The sequence below is a fragment of the Bacteroides cellulolyticus genome (assembly GCF_025567135.1).
Lineage (GTDB): Bacteria > Bacteroidota > Bacteroidia > Bacteroidales > Bacteroidaceae > Phocaeicola > Phocaeicola cellulolyticus.
The window spans coordinates 1-20445 of sequence record NZ_JAOQJJ010000001.1 but is presented as its reverse complement, the minus strand read 5'-3'; the positions used below and the strand labels follow the sequence as shown (position 1 = coordinate 20445).

Genomic DNA, 20445 nt, shown 5'->3' with positions numbered 1-20445 from the left:
AGTTTATAAGTTTTTGAGTTTATAAGTTTAACTTCGCTGACCGTCGGTTATGAGTTTATGAGTTTGTGAGGCTAGCAGTTCAACCATCTGCCTGTATCCCTGATTATAAATCTTCAAAGCATTTTTAAGATTGAAAATATTATATTCATCTATGGAATCCACCTCAAGCAACAAGTCGCACAGTTCCGAATCCTCCACCGCATTCTGCTTGAACAAAAACAGATAAGACCTCAGAGCCACACGCAGGATATTATCCTCATACTCCTCCGGATGCTTGGGACATACATTCACCCCAATCACCTTACGGCACAAATCACGAATAGGCGTAACAGGGAAATTCTTGAACAACCCACCGTCCACATACCTCACACCGTCAATCATCATCGGCTTGAACACAATGGGAATGGTACACGAAGCCATAACTCTAGGCACAAGCTCACCCTCGGTAAAGACCTTACTCTCACCTTTGTCAAAATCTGACGCCACGGCACAGAAAGGAATATTCAGTTCCTCAAACCGTTTCACCGGCAAGTTCTTCTCCATAAATTCTATGAATCCGTCATATTTCAGCAAAGCCTCCTTCGGTATCATAAAACTCACGAAATCACGGAAGTCATGCCCCAAAAACAATTTCAGAATCTCCTTAGGTTTGAATCCGGCTGCATAAAAGGCACCTACCACAGCTCCGGCACTTGTACCGGCTATAATATCAGGTTTAATACCTTTTTCATCCAGAGCCTGCAAGGCACCAAGATGTGCAAAACCTTTTGCTCCGCCACCGCTAAGTGCCAGACCTATATTGTATGGTAAATCCTTTACCATGTCCTTATTATCCTGCTTCGTAACTTGATTTTCCATGTTGTTTAGGTGTTCATCAGTGTAAATATATAGCATTTTCACTGATTAAAGAGTGATTTTTCTATAAATTTTATATCCACCCAACTTCAAGATATAAGGAATATTTCTTATAACATCCTCATCCTTACCTATCTCTTGCGGATATTTTTTCTCTAACTCATTATACGGCAAAATAAGATTATGCACCAGATAAGTATTATTACGAACCTCACCATACCGCCATCCCTCAATAGTTCTTTCAGCATTCCATCTGTACTTTTCCATACGCATCAGAGTACGTAAATATCCTTCATCTATTCTCTTCTCAAAATCTTCATATGAAACTTCTTCCCATTCCTTACCAACTTCACCTTTAAAGATTTCATATCCAAGAGTACGACAATAAACCACATATGCATCAATCTGGTATCTGTTAGCCCAACGATATACCTCAGACAAAGTAAACCATGCATCATATGCACATTCTTTCATCCTTGCAGCATACTCAGGTTCGTCATGAACAAACTTACACAAGCTCAACATGTAATGATTATTTGCACTTCCTTCTACAAATAACTTACAGCCTTTGGTTCCATATATCGAACAATAATCGTTAGAAGACTTATCCTCTTTTCCCGGAGTATTCTTACAGCAACTGCATTTATACATTTGATTTACATAAGCCGGCAGTTCATCACCCAATAAAGACATTGACATACCCTGATCCAGCATTCCAAAAATCTTTACATTCTTAAATCTTCCACTGTCACTGTTTATCAATCTTCCAAGGTCTGTCTGTATCTCCTGACGTATAAGAACAGAAACCTCCTTCTCATATATTTCAGAAGGCAAGTTAAGTCCTAACGAAAGACTCATATCAGGATCACTTACGCAAATTGCAATCGTAGGCATACAATCCTTATCCGAAGCCAACCCCACAATGTAATCCCTAACCTGTTTACTACTTATGTCAGCATTCATATAATTGATATCTATATCAAAAATCTGACTATCCAAATACGGGAACTGAGCTTTAAAATATGGCAACATTTCATCCATATTCCTATCAATCAATGTTATCTTTGTACGCACACTTCTGCTCTTATCCACGGTATCATCGTAGTTTGGATAATGACATACGCGCAATGCTTCCAAGAATAAAGAACGCCCCATGCGGTTAAAGCCTGCTATTACCAAATGAACAAAGCTATTAGCACTATCAGCCACAGATTTACCATCCATTACAGTCATTGTCAGAGGTCTATTAAACAACGGTTTAAAGCCATAGCCATTTTCTACAGAATACAAGCCCCATAACTGACGCGCCCAATTCTCATAATAATTAAACGGCCTGAAATAAATATTCGGAACATTCCCATAGCACACATACTCTTTCGGTAAAACCATTTTCTGTATATTAGAATACGATGGTATTCTGTCAAATTGCACATAAACATTCAGCAAAGGTTTTCCTGCAGGATTTCCCCTAAGCTTACTAACCTTATGCACAGATTCAATACTCTTGGAATCACGCCCCATCATATTCTCATCTCCCAAAATATAGACTTCTTTTGCAAGATGAATATTAAGTCTCGCCAGTTCTTCTTCAGATTCTATATTTCCAAAATAAATAATAACCCTACTTTCATCCTCCTTACTCAAATGCGACTGTATTTCCGAACGAATAGTTTCAGTTTCCACCCCACTCATCAATAACAAAGGATTGGTATTGTCTTTTTTACATATCTCCTTTATAAGACTAATTGTAGTATCACAAAAACCGATTATCACATAATGCTGTTTGATTTTACGATATGTCACCTTTCCCGACTTGATGGCATCCACTCTTCTTTCAATAATGTTCGAGATAGTTGAAATCAGCACCCCGCTCAACAATACAGTGCCACACAAACTCATAAATGTGACCAATAAACGGTTTACCCATCCCTTTTCCACTACCTGGTTACCAGAATCGACAAAATTATTATAAACAAGCCATAGCCGTTCCCAGAAACCATCAGAACCTCCAAGTTCAATAGAAAATATAAGAACTATAATAAAGAATATGAATAAGATTGTAGCTACTAAAGTCATTAGTATTTTCAATTGTGGTCTGATACCTCCAGATATAGTTCTGTCAATATTCTCTTGTGAGAACAATCGCTTGTAATATCCTATTACACTCATAATCTACCCCTTATTAATATTATACCCCAATTTAATTATAAGTTTCAAAGTATTGAGAGCGGTATTTCTGTCATATTCCTTCTCCTTTTCATCCAATTCTCCATACGGAATCAGGCACGGGTGCGTCTTCAGTTTATCATCCCTTTCAGGACCATACACCCATCCATCCTCCATTCTACCACGACTCCATACCTCATGCACATTCTCAGCAATCTGTTCCATCAGTTCTTTAAGCGAATCAGGCAAATCCACATCCGACACATCAACCGGTTTTGGTTTATATTCATTCAGGCTCATAATTTTCAGTATTAAGACAATTAATTTTCACACATTCTTTCAAGCACAATTTTCACTTTACTGTTCGTGAGTTCTTCCGCCAACAGTTTTTTCAATGTCAGATAAAACATGTTGGCCTCTTTCATCAAAAACCGTTTTTCCGAGTCCACATCATCTATATCAGCCGCTTCTATTGACAGTATATCCTGAGCCATCTGATAAGAAGCACCAATACTTGTAGGAATGTCACATACTATAAAACTGTCATTCTCCATTTTGTAATAGAACGACATATCTCTTCCGGAATCCATTTTTCGTGTCATCTTACTGAAACCATTATCAGCATAATAATCATCAATATCCTTAAAGATACTGCTACTGATATACAGCGGAACCAGTACCCTTACCTCCTTATCTTTCATAGCAAAATCCGGACTGTCCAAACCTCGAACAATTCTCTTTATAAACATATTATAATATCCAATTGCCGTAGAACATGCAGCTCCAATTACAACCGGCGAGAACACCTGCATTTCACTGTTTATATAATCAACCAGAGGATCATAAATCTGTTCCAGACGTTTAACATCAGAATATGTAAAACATTTTACCCCCAAAGCAGAAGCCGACAACATAGTCTCAGTATTATTTACACCAGACACCCCTATCAGGTCATCAAACAAGTGTACACTCTCATTCTGAAGTATAATTGTACGGTTGGCCCCCAGTGCCATGACACACAATCCTATTTCAAAAATTACATTATCCCTCATACACTGGAAATTTTCTTCTACCCCGTCGCGTATTCTGTTAACCGAATCATCGGGTGTAGCCAGAATTATAGCGAAGTCGAAAGTTGGGATTTTTTTCAGCAAGGTAGGCAACAAAGCAAATTTACTGTTATCATTCTGACGGGTAAACAGGTTTGTCCATAACGTACAATTACAATTCTTTTTTTCCAGTTCCTCAGAAAGCTTCAATATAGTATTCCTCTGACTTCCTGATGAAAAAATAACCACTTGAGCAGATTTAGTTTCCATAATTACAAATTTTCTAAATTAACAGATTTATACGAACATTTATCTAAAAAATAGATGTCACCATCATTTGCAAATGATATATTACGTTTTCCTATCATCTTACCAGCTTTTTCAAATTCAATCTCTCTCCAATTGGGATTAATGTGAATCAATTTCAAATTTTCAATTCTATATTCATCAAACATTTTTATTATATCTACCAATGACGAATGTTTAGATCCTGACATTTCATTATCCAAAGTCCAACATTCATGAAGCAGACAGTCAAAATTTACAGATCTTTTAAATGTATCATTCAATACAGATGTATCAGTGGCATAATATACTTTATTATTAACAATAATACCAAAAGACGGTGAGGAATGTTTTTGCATTACCGTCTCAAAAATCAAATTATCAGTTATATTATTTACACCAATCCTAAAATCAGAAATAACTACATTATTGGAAAAATTCATAATAGGTCTTCCAAAATAAGGAGGCGAAATTATTTTTTCTAATATTTCTTTACATGTTGCGCCATAAAAATCCTTTCCTGGCCCCCATATATATATATCCTTATCCCTACATACATTTAGAAAATATACAAGACCTATTATGTGGTCAAGATGATAATGAGACAAAACAATATTAACTCTTTCACCTGTTATTTCATGTTCAAACAAATCAAACCTTGAAATACCAGTCCCCATATCAAGAAACAAAATATCCCCATTATTATTCACTATATAAGAACAAGTTTCCCGAGCACTTGTCGGAATCCATCCTCCACTTCCCAATACTTTTAATTCCATATACATTAGATAATAAATTAACAAAAAAATCATATACATATTTAAACCACCGGATATTATTTAAATCGACTTCAACTTTAGCTGACATATCGACAAATAATCTAAGAATCCTAATTTCTGTCAACTCAATGTTTGCATTAATTTTTGAAAACAATTTTTCTGACTCATTTATCAGGACATCTATTTTACCTTTACAACAAAGAAAATCATTAGCTAGCATTATTATCGATTTATAATAAAAAACAGTAGCCATATCATAACTATTTCTACAATGCATGGTCGCTTTATCCAAAAGCATAGTCGCCAAATCCAAATCAGATATACATATATTATACAAAGCAGACGTGTAAAGATACCTAACATAATATCTATCCCTAATTTTAATTTGCGAATATACGTTTTCAATATAATCTAAACATTCTTTGGCTTTTGAAAATTCATATCCCCAAATATATGTTTCAGCTGCTAATCTTTTATATTCAGCCATAAACAAACGAATACTAATAGTTTTATCTCCCTTAGTTTTATCTAACTCATCCAAACTTCTAGATAAAGATTCAAAAGCCAAATGATTATATTCATACCCTTTTTCAAAATTCAACTGATGATATTCTATTTTTGCCAAATTTGCATATCCCAATGAAACTTGATATGAGTTATTTGAGGATTTACCTAATTTAGCTGTATTTTCAAAAGCTTCCCTGGCTATCATAAAGTTTCCTAATTTTCTATGACTTAATCCATAAACCTCATACATTTGAGATTTAGAATAATCCGAAACATTTATAAAAGATGAATTCTCCAATAATTTATGCGTAAGGCTAATTACTGATGAAAAATCTTCAATCGCATAATAATAATACAATAGCCCAATATACCTTGAAACTTCGCAAACAGGAGAAATCAACAATTTTGAAACTATACAGCTAAAATTCATTGTACTAAGATCCAAAAAATAACCATTATCTAAAAGATATCTTCTATGATTATTTATAAGATTTAGAAAAAAGTCTGACAGATATATTTTTTCCAATGAATCAATACAACATTGGGCAAATTGCTTTAAATTAGAGAAATATATGGACAAAGCATCATCAAAGCCCAGTCTGCAAACTTGTTGATTAAAATATTCATAACTTATAAGTACATTCTCTACTTCCTTAAACATCCTTAACTGAATATAATGAGTTACTAGAAATTTAAGAAAGTAGTTTGGAAGTTTTGTGTAATCATTATTAAATGCCTCAGCCCATTCAATAAAACACATGTCCCCTCTACGTTTATTAATATAATATTTTGAGTTCTTATCTTTAGTCAACCAATCTATTATAGATTTATGAAATGGAACAATAATATTATCATTAACTTTGAACAACGATCCTACTTTCTTTGTCAAAAAATAAATATTATCTTCTTCCCATAAAACATTCTTTACGCCAAAAAATCTGTCTATATCCTGTAAATTCAACGGTTCCCTTGCAGCTACAATCAAACTAAGGAAAGGTAATATTTCCTTCTCATATACCTCTATCACTGGGAAACGCCGTTCAAAATAATCCTCATAAGTATTATACAATCCGGCAGGAAATGATGAAGGTTTCAACGCATCAAGATCTCCGTTATCCAAAGAATCACATACAAACTCTGCATACAAGAACACTCCTTCACTTTTATTTATTATAGCCTCCTCGATATCTATTTTTTCTGAGACCGTAAGATTTTTATCTGCAATTCTTTTCTTTACATACAAACGTATATCCTCTACATTTCTAGCATCTGCCGTATCAAGAATTTCCGGCTTAAGTTGTCTAAACCACTTTTCCACTTCCAATACCGGCCGACTTGTTACTATAAGCCTTACCCAATCAGGAAATTCCGAGAAATAACGTCCAATAAATTTGGCTAATACATTTTCTCCGTTCTCCATACCAGCCTCGTCTATAGCATCTATCAAAATAGCAACAGGTTTTTGTGGAGGTTCTATCTCGTTCAACGGATCCAACAATAATCTAGTAAATAAAGTATTAATATTTACGTTAGTTAGATTAACAAGCTCTTCCAAATTCATTGAGCACAATTTATCAAAATATTCCTGTAAATGTGAAGATAAATAATATGCAAGAGAAAGTACACAATTTTTAGGATTACTTGTTAACGTATCCGAGTGTTGACACAAATGCCATGCATGAATCTCCGGTATTTCACGACAACTTAACCATATAGACAAAGCAGTTTTCCCCACCCCTGGTCCACCCGTTAGCCAAAATACCTTTGAAGCATTAGGGGTATATAACCACTCCCTAATTCGTTTAAGGACCCACTGACGTCCAGTAAACCTTCTCATATATTTTTTTATTTCATTCTTGAACTCAATAGGACGAAGCAGGCTTATTAAACGAGACTGCATTCCATCAAAGTTAACTTCATCATTTTCTATGGCGTTAACTAGAAGTCCCAACTGCCTCTGATAAATAGATTCACTAAAACCAGACAATAAGCATTCAGACATATCCAAATATTGAATTCTAGCTATTGACAACGGAGGTTCTATACTCTGTAATTTTACAGGAATAAGAAATAATCCACTTCTAATAGCAACAGACAATTCATTCAAACAATAGCCATCAGGACGCCTAACAGAATGTGGTGACATCAATAGCACAAAACATCCATTTGGTTTATGAGATGTAACTTTGTTTAATGCATCTTCAATACTATACTCCCAATCATTACCTATTTTCAATTCAAGGTCAGTCCATACGTGATGCCCCCTTATCTTTAAATCATCACATAAACGGTTCGCAAACTCAGCATATGAATCATGTCCATAACTTATAAATACATATCTAGAAGAATAAAGTTTTTTAACTGAACGAATATTGTCAATTATAGGCAAAGACATGCCACATTCTTGACAGAAATAAAATCTCTTTCCCAAATTCATATCATTTCCACAATTCGGGCAAATTTTAATTTTTGAATTCATAAGTTTAAATTCTAAAGGTTACAAAAATTTATGTTTACGAAATATATACAATAAATTTATGTTATCCAAATATTTTTTTTAATTATTAGTATATAACATTTGTGCATTATCTTATATAACTTCTATCAAAACGATAAAATATACCATAACAAATCGTAGAAATAAATATTAATTTGTTGTAAATTATTTCAAATCATTATCTTTGTGCTAACAAGAACAGCTGTCAGACGCATATACACTCATTCCTTCTGTTGTGAATTGCTTTCAAATCATTATCTTTGTGCTAACAAGAACAGCGTTATAATAGAAATTTAAAATGGCATCGAGTTGTGAATTGCTTTCAAATCATTATCTTTGTGCTAACAAGAACAGCCAAACCTTGTTGATACTAATGTAGCTGATAGTTGTGAATTGCTTTCAAATCATTATCTTTGTGCTAACAAGAACAGCATGTAACTGTCAGTAGTATGCCATTGATTGGTTGTGAATTGCTTTCAAATCATTATCTTTGTGCTAACAAGAACAGCCATTTTGCTTTTTATGTTTTATAGAATTATGTTGTGAATTGCTTTCAAATCATTATCTTTGTGCTAACAAGAACAGCTACGTGCTGTTACACTATTTATCGTTCCTAGTTGTGAATTGCTTTCAAATCATTATCTTTGTGCTAACAAGAACAGCCGATTTTCCCGTTTATCACTACGTTGACGGGTTGTGAATTGCTTTCAAATCATTATCTTTGTGCTAACAAGAACAGCGGTATCAAGAACAGGACGGCCGTCATATTGTTGTGAATTGCTTTCAAATCATTATCTTTGTGCTAACAAGAACAGCTTTTTTATCTATATCAGTTATACAATCTGCGTTGTGAATTGCTTTCAAATCATTATCTTTGTGCTAACAAGAACAGCCAGAAAATTTTTCCTTACTATTTCCGAAGAGTTGTGAATTGCTTTCAAATCATTATCTTTGTGCTAACAAGAACAGCTAAAGATGTTACAAAATTCTTTGACTGGTGTTGTGAATTGCTTTCAAATCATTATCTTTGTGCTAACAAGAACAGCAAGCCCACCAAAGTAAACGGTGGTAGAACTGTTGTGAATTGCTTTCAAATCATTATCTTTGTGCTAACAAGAACAGCTACGTGCTGTTACACTATTTATCGTTCCTAGTTGTGAATTGCTTTCAAATCATTATCTTTGTGCTAACAAGAACAGCCCTTAAAGAATAAAGATTATATTTGCGATAGTTGTGAATTGCTTTCAAATCATTATCTTTGTGCTAACAAGAACAGCTTATTTTGTTCCGTTTGAAGTACTCTGGAGTTGTGAATTGCTTTCAAATCATTATCTTTGTGCTAACAAGAACAGCATTTTGCATAATGTTTACGTAAACGCTTTGTTGTGAATTGCTTTCAAATCATTATCTTTGTGCTAACAAGAACAGCTTTGGATTTTAAATGGAAAGTTCCTATGTTGTCGTGAATTGCTTTCAAATCATTATCTTTGTGCTAACAAGAACAGCAGGACAGAACAAATAGCGTTAGTAATTATGTTGTGAATTGCTTTCAAATCATTATCTTTGTGCTAACAAGAACAGCAGGACACGGTATCTATGACGAGCTTCGATAGTTGTGAATTGCTTTCAAATCATTATCTTTGTGCTAACAAGAACAGCTTATCTAAATTAGAAGAGCAATCCAAAAGAGTTGTGAATTGCTTTCAAATCATTATCTTTGTGCTAACAAGAACAGCGATATTAAGAATGACGTTTACAAGCATATCGTTGTGAATTGCTTTCAAATCATTATCTTTGTGCTAACAAGAACAGCCCCGTATGGGTTGTGTACTGTTCGGTATTCGTTGTGAATTGCTTTCAAATCATTATCTTTGTGCTAACAAGAACAGCTGACGCCGGACTTGACAGCATGGAGCAGTTGTTGTGAATTGCTTTCAAATCATTATCTTTGTGCTAACAAGAACAGCCTTTCTGTTGTTCCATAAGTTTAAGATACTGTTGTGAATTGCTTTCAAATCATTATCTTTGTGCTAACAAGAACAGCAAAATACCAATAAAGGTATAAGCATGATAGTTGTGAATTGCTTTCAAATCATTATCTTTGTGCTAACAAGAACAGCTCCAGGCGGCCAAAGCATACCCAGAATATTGTTGTGAATTGCTTTCAAATCATTATCTTTGTGCTAACAAGAACAGCAGAATAAATTCAGTATGGAAAACTTCTAAGTTGTGAATTGCTTTCAAATCATTATCTTTGTGCTAACAAGAACAGCAGACTGTAGCTCCTCTATTTTTGAACTCGGTTGTGAATTGCTTTCAAATCATTATCTTTGTGCTAACAAGAACAGCCAGCTTAATCTTCTGAATGTAGATTAGCTGTTGTGAATTGCTTTCAAATCATTATCTTTGTGCTAACAAGAACAGCTAAAAATATTCATTATATTTCTTGTATTATGTTGTGAATTGCTTTCAAATCATTATCTTTGTGCTAACAAGAACAGCAGACAAGGATACAAGAAAACTTGTGTATGGTTGTGAATTGCTTTCAAATCATTATCTTTGTGCTAACAAGAACAGCTTAATATATAATATATGCAAGTTTAAAGAGTTGTGAATTGCTTTCAAATCATTATCTTTGTGCTAACAAGAACAGCTTTTGTGTAAAAGTGAATGAAAGATGAAGAGTTGTGAATTGCTTTCAAATCATTATCTTTGTGCTAACAAGAACAGCTCAGTATCATAACTATCACTTGCCTGTGCAGTTGTGAATTGCTTTCAAATCATTATCTTTGTGCTAACAAGAACAGCGAGATTCAGATACTGTTCGATTATAGTGGGTTGTGAATTGCTTTCAAATCATTATCTTTGTGCTAACAAGAACAGCTGGGTTCTTCCTCTTGATTATCAAGGCTTGGTTGTGAATTGCTTTCAAATCATTATCTTTGTGCTAACAAGAACAGCAGTACTTTCTACTGAATAAGGAGTCATACGTTGTGAATTGCTTTCAAATCATTATCTTTGTGCTAACAAGAACAGCCTGTGCAAAGTTGGCAAAAAAAAGAAATATGTTGTGAATTGCTTTCAAATCATTATCTTTGTGCTAACAAGAACAGCTTCTTTCTCGCTCATCTGTTCTGTGCATCTGTTGTGAATTGCTTTCAAATCATTATCTTTGTGCTAACAAGAACAGCGTTTTGTTTCTTATGTTTGACTGAATTATGTTGTGAATTGCTTTCAAATCATTATCTTTGTGCTAACAAGAACAGCATTTAATAAATTCCTCTATTCTCCTAATCGTTGTGAATTGCTTTCAAATCATTATCTTTGTGCTAACAAGAACAGCGAGGTGAATATAATCCCTCAGTGAACATAGTTGTGAATTGCTTTCAAATCATTATCTTTGTGCTAACAAGAACAGCTGATTCTAATTTTAAATTAATTTCTCCGTTGTTGTGAATTGCTTTCAAATCATTATCTTTGTGCTAACAAGAACAGCCATCAAACCAGCTTAATTATATAGAACAAGTTGTGAATTGCTTTCAAATCATTATCTTTGTGCTAACAAGAACAGCTTCGAGGATTTTATTAAGGATGTTCAGGAGTTGTGAATTGCTTTCAAATCATTATCTTTGTGCTAACAAGAACAGCTGTGCATCATCCTGCAGTTGTTGTTGCATGGTTGTGAATTGCTTTCAAATCATTATCTTTGTGCTAACAAGAACAGCCCTGACTTCATCGTATGAATCAAAATATTGTTGTGAATTGCTTTCAAATCATTATCTTTGTGCTAACAAGAACAGCCGATTCTAATCAATGTACGGGCTGTGACCTGTTGTGAATTGCTTTCAAATCATTATCTTTGTGCTAACAAGAACAGCGTTTTTACCGGCGTTGAAACTGAAGAAGGCGTTGTGAATTGCTTTCAAATCATTATCTTTGTGCTAACAAGAACAGCTTTGCATCTATTCTTGATTTATAGAATCCAGTTGTGAATTGCTTTCAAATCATTATCTTTGTGCTAACAAGAACAGCCGTCTTGCCATCCACGAAACGAAATGCAGTGTTGTGAATTGCTTTCAAATCATTATCTTTGTGCTAACAAGAACAGCTTCATTTCAATTTGGCAATCATCAACATCTGTTGTGAATTGCTTTCAAATCATTATCTTTGTGCTAACAAGAACAGCATTCGCTTATCAGGTCTTTATGGTCCTGGTGTTGTGAATTGCTTTCAAATCATTATCTTTGTGCTAACAAGAACAGCTTTGGATTTTAAATGGAAAGTTCCTATGTTGTTGTGAATTGCTTTCAAATCATTATCTTTGTGCTAACAAGAACAGCACAACACGTACAACGCCCTATGCTTCAATCTATTAGAAGCATTGTTAGAAATAAAAAAATGCTGTTCTTTAAAACAATATAACCCGCTTCTAGCGGGTTATATTGTTTTAAAATAATTCCAGCTGTTGTCCAGGAGCATTAGGACTTGTAATTTTCTTACCATAAAAAATCTTAATTTGTGCAAATTGCTTATCAGTTATACAAAGAATTCCTACCTGTCCCAATTCTGGTAAAAATGACTGAACTCTTTTTATATGAACATCTGCATTTTCACTACTTGCGCAATGACGTATATATATGGAAAACTGAAACATAGTGAACCCATCTCGCTGAAGAAGTTTGCGAAAATCCGATGCAGCTTTTCTTTCTTTTTTTGTTTCTGTTGGCAAATCAAAAAAAACGAGTATCCACATAACCCTATATTCACTAAATCGTTCCATAAAAGAATATTTACTCTAAAAAAGTTTTATATTACATATACGTTAAATTGGAATAATTGGATACTGAATACGCCTTAATTCTCCATCAAAACATTTGTACAATGAAGAAGTTGTCTGAGCTACTGCTACCATTAAAGGACTTCGTTTTCCACCAATAATTACTTCCATAGTAGGGATAGACAATAATGAAGTTTTTATTTCCTTATTCAATTCAATACTTTTACCATCACAAGTATCAAATATACTTTTATAAATAGTGTACACCAAACGATCAACATACGGTCTATAAGGTTCCATTATATCATCCGCCAAACAATATGCATTATATCTATTATGGTGATGTATGCCCAATGTTGGGAGTAATCCACTTGAAACTAAAGCTCTTGATACAATAGCTCTTAAAATTGCATAACCGTAGTTTAAAAGATTGTTAGGGGGTACACCATCTCTTTCGCGTGTAAAACCATCCACCTCTGCAAACAACGATTTCCAATAATAAGCAGCAGCCCTTGCCTCAATATTTTCAGAATCACCGCTTTTAACACTATTAGCCCATACTTGCATACATTTTATTTCTTCTCCTTTGCATACTGATAACACTGATGCTTGATTCAATATCTTAGCCTGAACGGTGTGCTGCCATAATTGCTTCTTCAAAGGAATGGATGCATCAATCTGTTTCCTAAATCGCTCACTTTGAATGGTATTTCCCTCAAGTGGCAGCATCATACCAACAGGCATACCTCTACTATCACAAGTAATTATGGCACAATTGTTTTCCAAAAGAGCATCTAAAGCTCCTGTTGTTATGGTTATTTGCTTGTTATCCAAAATAACCACACCTATATCTTCTATAGGCTTGGTTATTTCGGACTGATGCTTAAATGAGTCTGGAAGAGAATTACTATTTACTACTTCAGGAAGTCTTATAACCAGCTGTGCATTTCTTAACGACAAATACGCAGGATTTCCAAAATACAATGTCTTCTTTATCATAAAGCATTACAATTAATATAGTTTTAACTACAAGTTATACATAATCTTACCTAGACGATTTACTTTAAGTGGAATGCATATTTCCTTAATCATTTCACCAGATATGGCTCTCTCCATCTTATTTAGACTTGAAAATTCTTTTTTATCACACAGCACTCCAGAAACACTAAAATGAATAAAAAAGCATTGATATCCTGTACAACTCACCATCTTATAAATCCTTTCAGGTGCAGGATTTTCCGGCAGCAAGCCACTCCTCAATTCATCTTCCGTAGGTACATATACCAAATCATTAGGAGATAAAACAAACTTTGGAAGTAAACCTTCTTCATTAGCAGGAGCAGAAGGCAACCCTTCTTTTTGCAGTCTTATTACTTCATTAAGCGGAACAGTAGCAAATGAGCGTTTCTTACCATTATCATAAACTGCAAAAAACAAATTAGTGCCTTTGGCTGCCTCTACAAATTTTGAGGCTTTATTACCTCTCATTCCTACCGCAAACTTTTCTGCCTTTTCATATTCTCTCACCTTGTAGATTGGCTTATGTTTCTTCCCTCCATTCAAGATTTCAATATTTTTGTTCATACGCTCAAGACCTTCTGGAGAAAAAGCGACCTTAGAATCACCCCCCTCTACCTCAAGATGTCTCAACAAGATAGTTCTAATACCTGTATCCGTAACTTTATTTTCTATCTTCTTTTTGTCAAAGTTTTCATCAAGCAGACTACGCGAGGCAAAATACCTGTCATTTGTATCTTTAGTAAAGTAATATGCAGGAATCTTCTTCAGATTCACATCCTGCCAACTTTCATTATTATCATAAAAATACTTCTTTATAAGTTTTTCATTGTACCCCATAAGAATAAGTTCACGCAATTTTTTCTTAAAATCCTTATCGATAATTCTTGCAGGATTATCAATAGCCTCCTTCAAACTTATTGTAGTCTCTTTTCTCAAGTTGACTTCACCGCTAACAGTCTCCTTATGCAAAGGTTTTCTTATAGCCCACCAATTAATGTTATTCTCCTGTTTTGATATTATAACTTTACCATCTTCCTTACGCTGATAAATGTTTTTAGTTTTGTTTATAACTCTCAAATTCTGCTTTATACTTACAATGATACTTGATAGAACCGAATAAACGTCTTGAGTAAATGTATCCCACGGCTTAATAATCAACTCTTTTCTGTCTGATTTATCCTTTTCACACAATAAATTACGAAGATCATGACGGCTTACATCGCTCTTGGAGGATTGATTATTAAGATAATTTACAATGTTTCTTCCTGCACAAGCAATCACAATAGCGTCCATGGCATGATGGCGATGATCTATACGTTTCTTGTTAAACCCCTTCTGCAAATGTAGTGGCATTGCAGGTATTATATGTCCGCTTGTATTTACAGAGGTATAATCTGTACTATCTGTAATCTCATTCATTCTCTTGAAACGCGGAAGTATTATCTTGTTCCATACATCGTTCACACCCCAATCGTTCTTCAAGCGGTCGGTCACTCCACCCGTACAAACCAAAACATTCTTGGAAATTGATTCCTGTTCGCCTTTTTCTCTTACTATATTCGAAAGCAAAGAAACAATTAATCTGCTTATATATCGGCTGTCGTTCATTTGTCGTTCTGTGAACTTTTCTGGTATATCATCCATAAGAAGTTTCTTCATTTTTGCTTTATTCTTTGAATAATGATCCTTAACAAACTTCTCATAATCATTTACCGAAAATATTTGTACCTCAGAGCCTGATGATAATTGTACTTTTTCTCCATAATGACTCTTTATAAACTCATAACCAAGCATATTACCCTTCAGCTTATTGACTTCTGATTCACAAATAACCTTATTTGTTAGTGAATCATCAAAAAAACGTGATCTTGGTATGACATGTTCTATCTCGTAGGCAGTAGTGAAGAGTTTACTCAATGGTATAGGAGTACCTGTATATGGAGATCTATACTTCTGCTCAAGCCACAGACGGTAACGCTTAATCTCAGACTTTGTAGGTCGTTTACTAGAGTCTGTTTCATTAAACTTTTTCAATATGGCAAGCATTTCGTCAACTTGCTTTTCATCTATTTCAGGAGAGTTCCAGGCTCCTTCTTCATAAAGGCGGAGTAAATCCTGTTGTGAAGGTGAATAAGGACGAACATTTTCAATACCCAATTCCGGGTTTATAAACTCTGCCAAAAGAGCCTTTATACGCAAGTTCGTGTTTTCATTCTCCTGCATTTGCAGACTCATTTTGCGTCTCTTGTCAGACGGATTCTTCATTTCTCTGCCTAATTCCACATGGATTTCATCTATACCTCCTACTTCAGTCCACACATCCCTAACTGTTCGCAATGTTTCAAGCACAATCTGTTCAACTATAGGATTACGCAATGAGTGCTGCTTGAATTTTCTAATATAATGGTCTATATCAGAAGGAGATGTCCACCGCTCTGTATTTCCAGCTTCCGAATGACGGTCATACACCACATAGCACGCAAGCCATAGCGGCAAACCTCTAAACAAAGTGATATCTGTAAGATTGATAGATTTCTCCCTTACTCTGTCGCGTATATTTTCGTCATATTCTCCTGTAATGATTTTATCTATTCTTTCACGTGTAGAATCACATATATTTTCCTCCTTCCAATATTTTCCCATACGCATGAGAGGAAGAAGTTTCTTTATTGCCTTGGCAGAATATGCACCATACGATTTTTCGAAGGCAGGAGTATTTATAAAAGCATCAACAAACTTAATACTCAAACCGCGTTTATCTGCAAATGACTCCAAAGCATGTTTTAACTCTTCTTTACTCGAAACTGAATATAATATATGCCACAAGTTTTCTTCTGCTAATGAATCGTGACTTATAAACTCATCAAAAGTAATATCAGCCTTTTCAAGCCCTTTTAAAATTGTATAATGAGTTTTATTACATGGATATATCTTATCCTCCACATAATTCCAACGGTAATTGTTTATATTGCCTTTTGTAAATCCGAATGGCTTATACTTCAAAAAGTCTTCCTGTTTTATTTCCTTCTTAGTATTAAGCCAATCAAATAATTCTACATAATCATTCTCACCTTTAAGGAACTCATTTGTTACATCTACATCTACTTTGAGAGAATTACCTACCTCTTTTGTCTTTTGATATATACGAAGATTTGAAATAAACTGCCAAAGCCTGAACTCCTGATATAGAGGATGGGATTTGGCTATACATTTCACTGCTACCGGTTTTCTTTCACCCGATTTTTTATCAATATATAAGTGTGATTCATAAGGACATTCATCTATCAAAGATTTTTTACTCTTTAAAGGTCTCTGGTAAAATAATATATCATTTACAAGGAAATAAGACAAATCATGTATCAGCATCATGTTCCTATGTGCTGGATTGTTGGGATATAATTCTTCAACACATTTCTCATAAAGAGCTCTATCACTTAACTCAGGATGAAACTCTTTCTGTTTTTTAAGTATTGCGTTGATTTCTTCTTTATAATATCTTCTTTCTATAGTACGTACAAGTTTTCCACGTATCTTCTGCTCCGGATTACGCAGCAGTGTATCGAAAATGTACTCACCTACTGTCTTTCCTGATGCATCAAGGTCGTTTTGTGTCTTTTGCTTTATAAGTTCCCATTCTGTATCCCATTCAGCTTCGGTAGGTATATTGAATCTGCACGACAAAGAACCATCTTCATTAAACTTATCTTTACCATCCTTATCAATATCTACTTTAACAATAATATCTTTCTCAACACCAATCCAATCAGGTATTTCCTTTTTAAAGATTTTGCCTGAGATACCATTTGCCAATATTACGATAAGAACTTTCAAGCCCTTATAAACTTCGTTTGTATCTATAATATCTACCACCTTTTGATGTTCAAAATACTGCCTGATCTTACTTGGCTTCTTTTCCTCTTCACTTTCATCTCTAAGTTGGAAATACCCTCTTTTCTGATTAAAATTAAGCAGAATCCAAGCAAGTTCTTCTTTAGTAACCTTGTGAGTCAAGGCTTTCTTTCGAAGATAATACAAAGTCCAATCGTATGGAACTTTAGATTCTTCAGAAATATATTGTGGACTATTTGTTTTAAACTCCTGAAGCATTTCTGAAAAGGAATCCATAAAAAGAAAATGATATTTGCAGTCAGCATTTCTGACCCATGCCAGTTTAGGTTCTGTATTGGAAAGAAACTTTCCATATCTGTCTAGTTGAGAAACATAATGATCAGGCAAAAACCCCATTACAGACAAAACTCTATTCAACCTTTCGCGTCTTAATTTACCTCTTTCGTACAAACGCCTTGTACTTCTATGTTCCCTGCGATCTTTTGTCTGAGAAACACTATTACCCTTTTCAAAATCCCCCATAATAGTTGCGTCCATAGGTATAATTCTACTACCAGCAGCCTCAATACCGCACAGGACATCTTTACCTTCGTTTTCCGCTTTATTTATAACTGCCCAACCTATACTGTTGGTTCCCAAATCAAGTCCTAAAATCTTTTTCATGGTAAATATTATATATGTTTTGCAACAAATATAATATAATTTTACTTAAAATCATTTTGAACATATATTTTTTTCTTTACATTTGCAATATGATTTGAAGCAATTCACAATAAGGATTATTCCGTTGTGAAAACATTAGGTTCCCTCGTCCTTTAACGGGGGATTTTTTATGTCTCAAAAGCTTAATGAAAGTAACCCTTTATTACCCTCAACTATAGTGTACCCTTAAATACCTCACCAATTCCCCATATTTATCATCCTTAGCAATAGTTTCTACTATCAAATGAGGATCAACCAAACGATACACCCCCTTATCCAACAATTCATTTTCTCATCAAGAAAAATTTCATGATTCTCGCACTACCTTCCCATATAATCGCTATAGTCCGATATATCATCAGTGTTTTTCTCAAACGTAAATGATACATTTACAGCTCCGGAAACAAACGCCATTGCATCGGCAAGCTTTTTCTTATTTTCAGAAATTAACGGATGAAGAGTATCCGTAAGAAATACTCCTTTCAGATATTTTATCTTTCCGATGCTTTTCTTTAACGTTTCCACTCCCCTAAAATCCTTGCTGTTCGGCTCAAAATAGAAACGACCATTGAGTATGTCCGACATCATGTTGGTATAATACAGGAGTTCGGATATTATACCTACCTTATTGTTTCCTTTGGCTTTCAGTTCATAGATTTTCATGGTTTCTTCTTCTATTTCCCACATATCGAGAAATGAAGTCAGAGTCAATCTGTTAACGTCGGCCACTTTGTCCTTAAAAAGCCCTATGGGCAACTGTTGGTTTATAACCTTTCCTTTCTTCTTTTGAGCTTCTATGTATATGCGTTCCAGTCTGGCTTCCGCGTTCTGTGCCACTTCGATGCTTGCTGCATCATTTTTCGGACATGTCAATACCGCTCTGTCCAGTGAAGATACATTTGCCATTATCATTGCATCTTCCGGTATCTTCCAGCCATAATTCCGGCTACATTTAAACAGACGGTAACAGAATTGTTTCTCTTTTGGAGAGTCACCCATCTGAAAGCTGTCACAAAACTTTATGTTTACTTTTTTTACCTGATATCCTTTATTCTCCAATTCTGATTTTATGCACAATATCCATCCCTCGAATGCAGATGCATCCTCCTGCATATTTCCGAATACTGACTTACGATTCAATACGATTTCAAGTGTATCATCTGAAAAACTTAAACCAATACCAGAAGGCAGATTACTTCCTATTATTTCTTTTATTTTCTCTTTATCCATAAATACTAATTGGTATCTTTATTATTGGGACCACCCATATATCAACGTATCTTTTCCAACGTCCTTCTACACCTCTCCCCTCCATAAAAACCGTCGAGCACTTCGCCGAATATGCTACCCGGCTTCACTGCATCGAACAGCGTCATGCTTGATTTAAGTTTCAAAGCATCAATATCTCCCATAATGCTTTCGATGTCTTTTCCTTTATGCATAAGCAGACTTTCTGTTATCTCGAAAAGTCTTTTACGGAGCAATTCATTTTCAAGATAATCTCTGGCTTCCTGCAAGGAGGTAACTCCATAGTACTCTGAATTATAGCTGAAACCAAGACCTTTCATCTGCGGGAAGATATACCATATCCAGTGCGTCAATTTCCTGCCGTTTATTATCTCTTTCAAAGCTTGGTCATAACTGTCGTTTTGGGCTTCGATAAATCTTTGAAGTCCTGTATTTTCAATGTTTTCCATAATCATAATTTTAAAATAATTAAAACTCAACAAGTGCAAAGCTTATGGTATAGTAACCAATCGCAACTGGAAAAAATAAAAAAAGAGTGACTAAAGCCTTTAGAAAAGGATCTGCAATCCATCCCAGCACTTCAATCACTCTATAAAAATAATTACATAAGTAACTATTCAAAATTAATTTTATACATATGAGTAATTCACAAATAAGTTCGTACCTACAGATGCCAGTGCCCTGTTTGTACAATAGAAAAGCGAGTCCTTA

The 20445-nt window shown here is 34.6% G+C and carries 11 protein-coding genes and 1 CRISPR repeat array; all 11 genes read right to left on the bottom strand.

The features are described 5' to 3' along the window. Nucleotides 1–27: 27 nt before the first annotated feature. Nucleotides 28–858, bottom strand: a complete 831-nt coding sequence (locus OCV82_RS00055) for a patatin-like phospholipase family protein (protein WP_262542698.1) — start codon at nucleotides 856–858, stop codon at nucleotides 28–30. A gap of 45 nt (nucleotides 859–903) precedes the next feature. Further along, nucleotides 904–3024 (bottom strand): hypothetical protein, encoded by a 2121-nt coding sequence (locus OCV82_RS00050; protein ID WP_154042512.1) that lies wholly within the window; start codon nucleotides 3022–3024, stop codon nucleotides 904–906. Nucleotides 3025–3027: 3 nt separating this feature from the next. Then, nucleotides 3028–3321, bottom strand: a complete 294-nt coding sequence (locus tag OCV82_RS00045; protein ID WP_154042511.1) for a RyR domain-containing protein — start codon at nucleotides 3319–3321, stop codon at nucleotides 3028–3030. Between the two features lie 20 nt (nucleotides 3322–3341). Continuing rightward, entirely contained in the window at nucleotides 3342–4340 is a 999-nt protein-coding gene (locus OCV82_RS00040) for a TIR domain-containing protein (RefSeq protein ID WP_154042510.1), read from the bottom strand. Nucleotides 4341–4342: 2 nt separating this feature from the next. Then, entirely contained in the window at nucleotides 4343–5134 is a 792-nt protein-coding gene (locus tag OCV82_RS00035) for an MBL fold metallo-hydrolase (RefSeq protein WP_262542694.1), read from the bottom strand. After that, nucleotides 5058–8120 (bottom strand): TIR domain-containing protein, encoded by a 3063-nt coding sequence (locus tag OCV82_RS00030; RefSeq protein ID WP_154042508.1) that lies wholly within the window; start codon nucleotides 8118–8120, stop codon nucleotides 5058–5060. Before OCV82_RS00030 ends, OCV82_RS00035 begins: the two co-directional genes overlap by 77 nt. A 174-nt stretch (nucleotides 8121–8294) precedes the next feature. Then, nucleotides 8295–12478: a CRISPR direct-repeat array (repeat unit 47 nt; unit sequence GTTGTGAATTGCTTTCAAATCATTATCTTTGTGCTAACAAGAACAGC). A gap of 107 nt (nucleotides 12479–12585) precedes the next feature. Next, a complete protein-coding gene (gene cas2 / locus OCV82_RS00025; protein WP_154042507.1) occupies nucleotides 12586–12918 on the bottom strand; it encodes a CRISPR-associated endonuclease Cas2 in 333 nt (110 codons plus the stop codon). Nucleotides 12919–12960: 42 nt separating this feature from the next. Next, nucleotides 12961–13914, bottom strand: coding sequence for a type II CRISPR-associated endonuclease Cas1 (cas1, locus tag OCV82_RS00020; protein WP_154042506.1), 954 nt, complete (start codon nucleotides 13912–13914; stop codon nucleotides 12961–12963). 27 nt (nucleotides 13915–13941) lie between these two features. Next, entirely contained in the window at nucleotides 13942–18447 is a 4506-nt protein-coding gene (cas9, locus tag OCV82_RS00015) for a type II CRISPR RNA-guided endonuclease Cas9 (protein ID WP_154042505.1), read from the bottom strand. 360 nt (nucleotides 18448–18807) lie between these two features. After that, nucleotides 18808–19716 (bottom strand): hypothetical protein, encoded by a 909-nt coding sequence (locus tag OCV82_RS00010; RefSeq protein ID WP_154042504.1) that lies wholly within the window; start codon nucleotides 19714–19716, stop codon nucleotides 18808–18810. A gap of 41 nt (nucleotides 19717–19757) precedes the next feature. Continuing rightward, nucleotides 19758–20183 carry a DUF1810 domain-containing protein gene (locus tag OCV82_RS00005; protein WP_154042503.1) on the bottom strand — a complete coding sequence of 142 codons (426 nt, stop codon included), beginning with the start codon at nucleotides 20181–20183 and terminating at the stop codon, nucleotides 19758–19760. Between the last annotated feature and the right edge of the window lie 262 nt (nucleotides 20184–20445).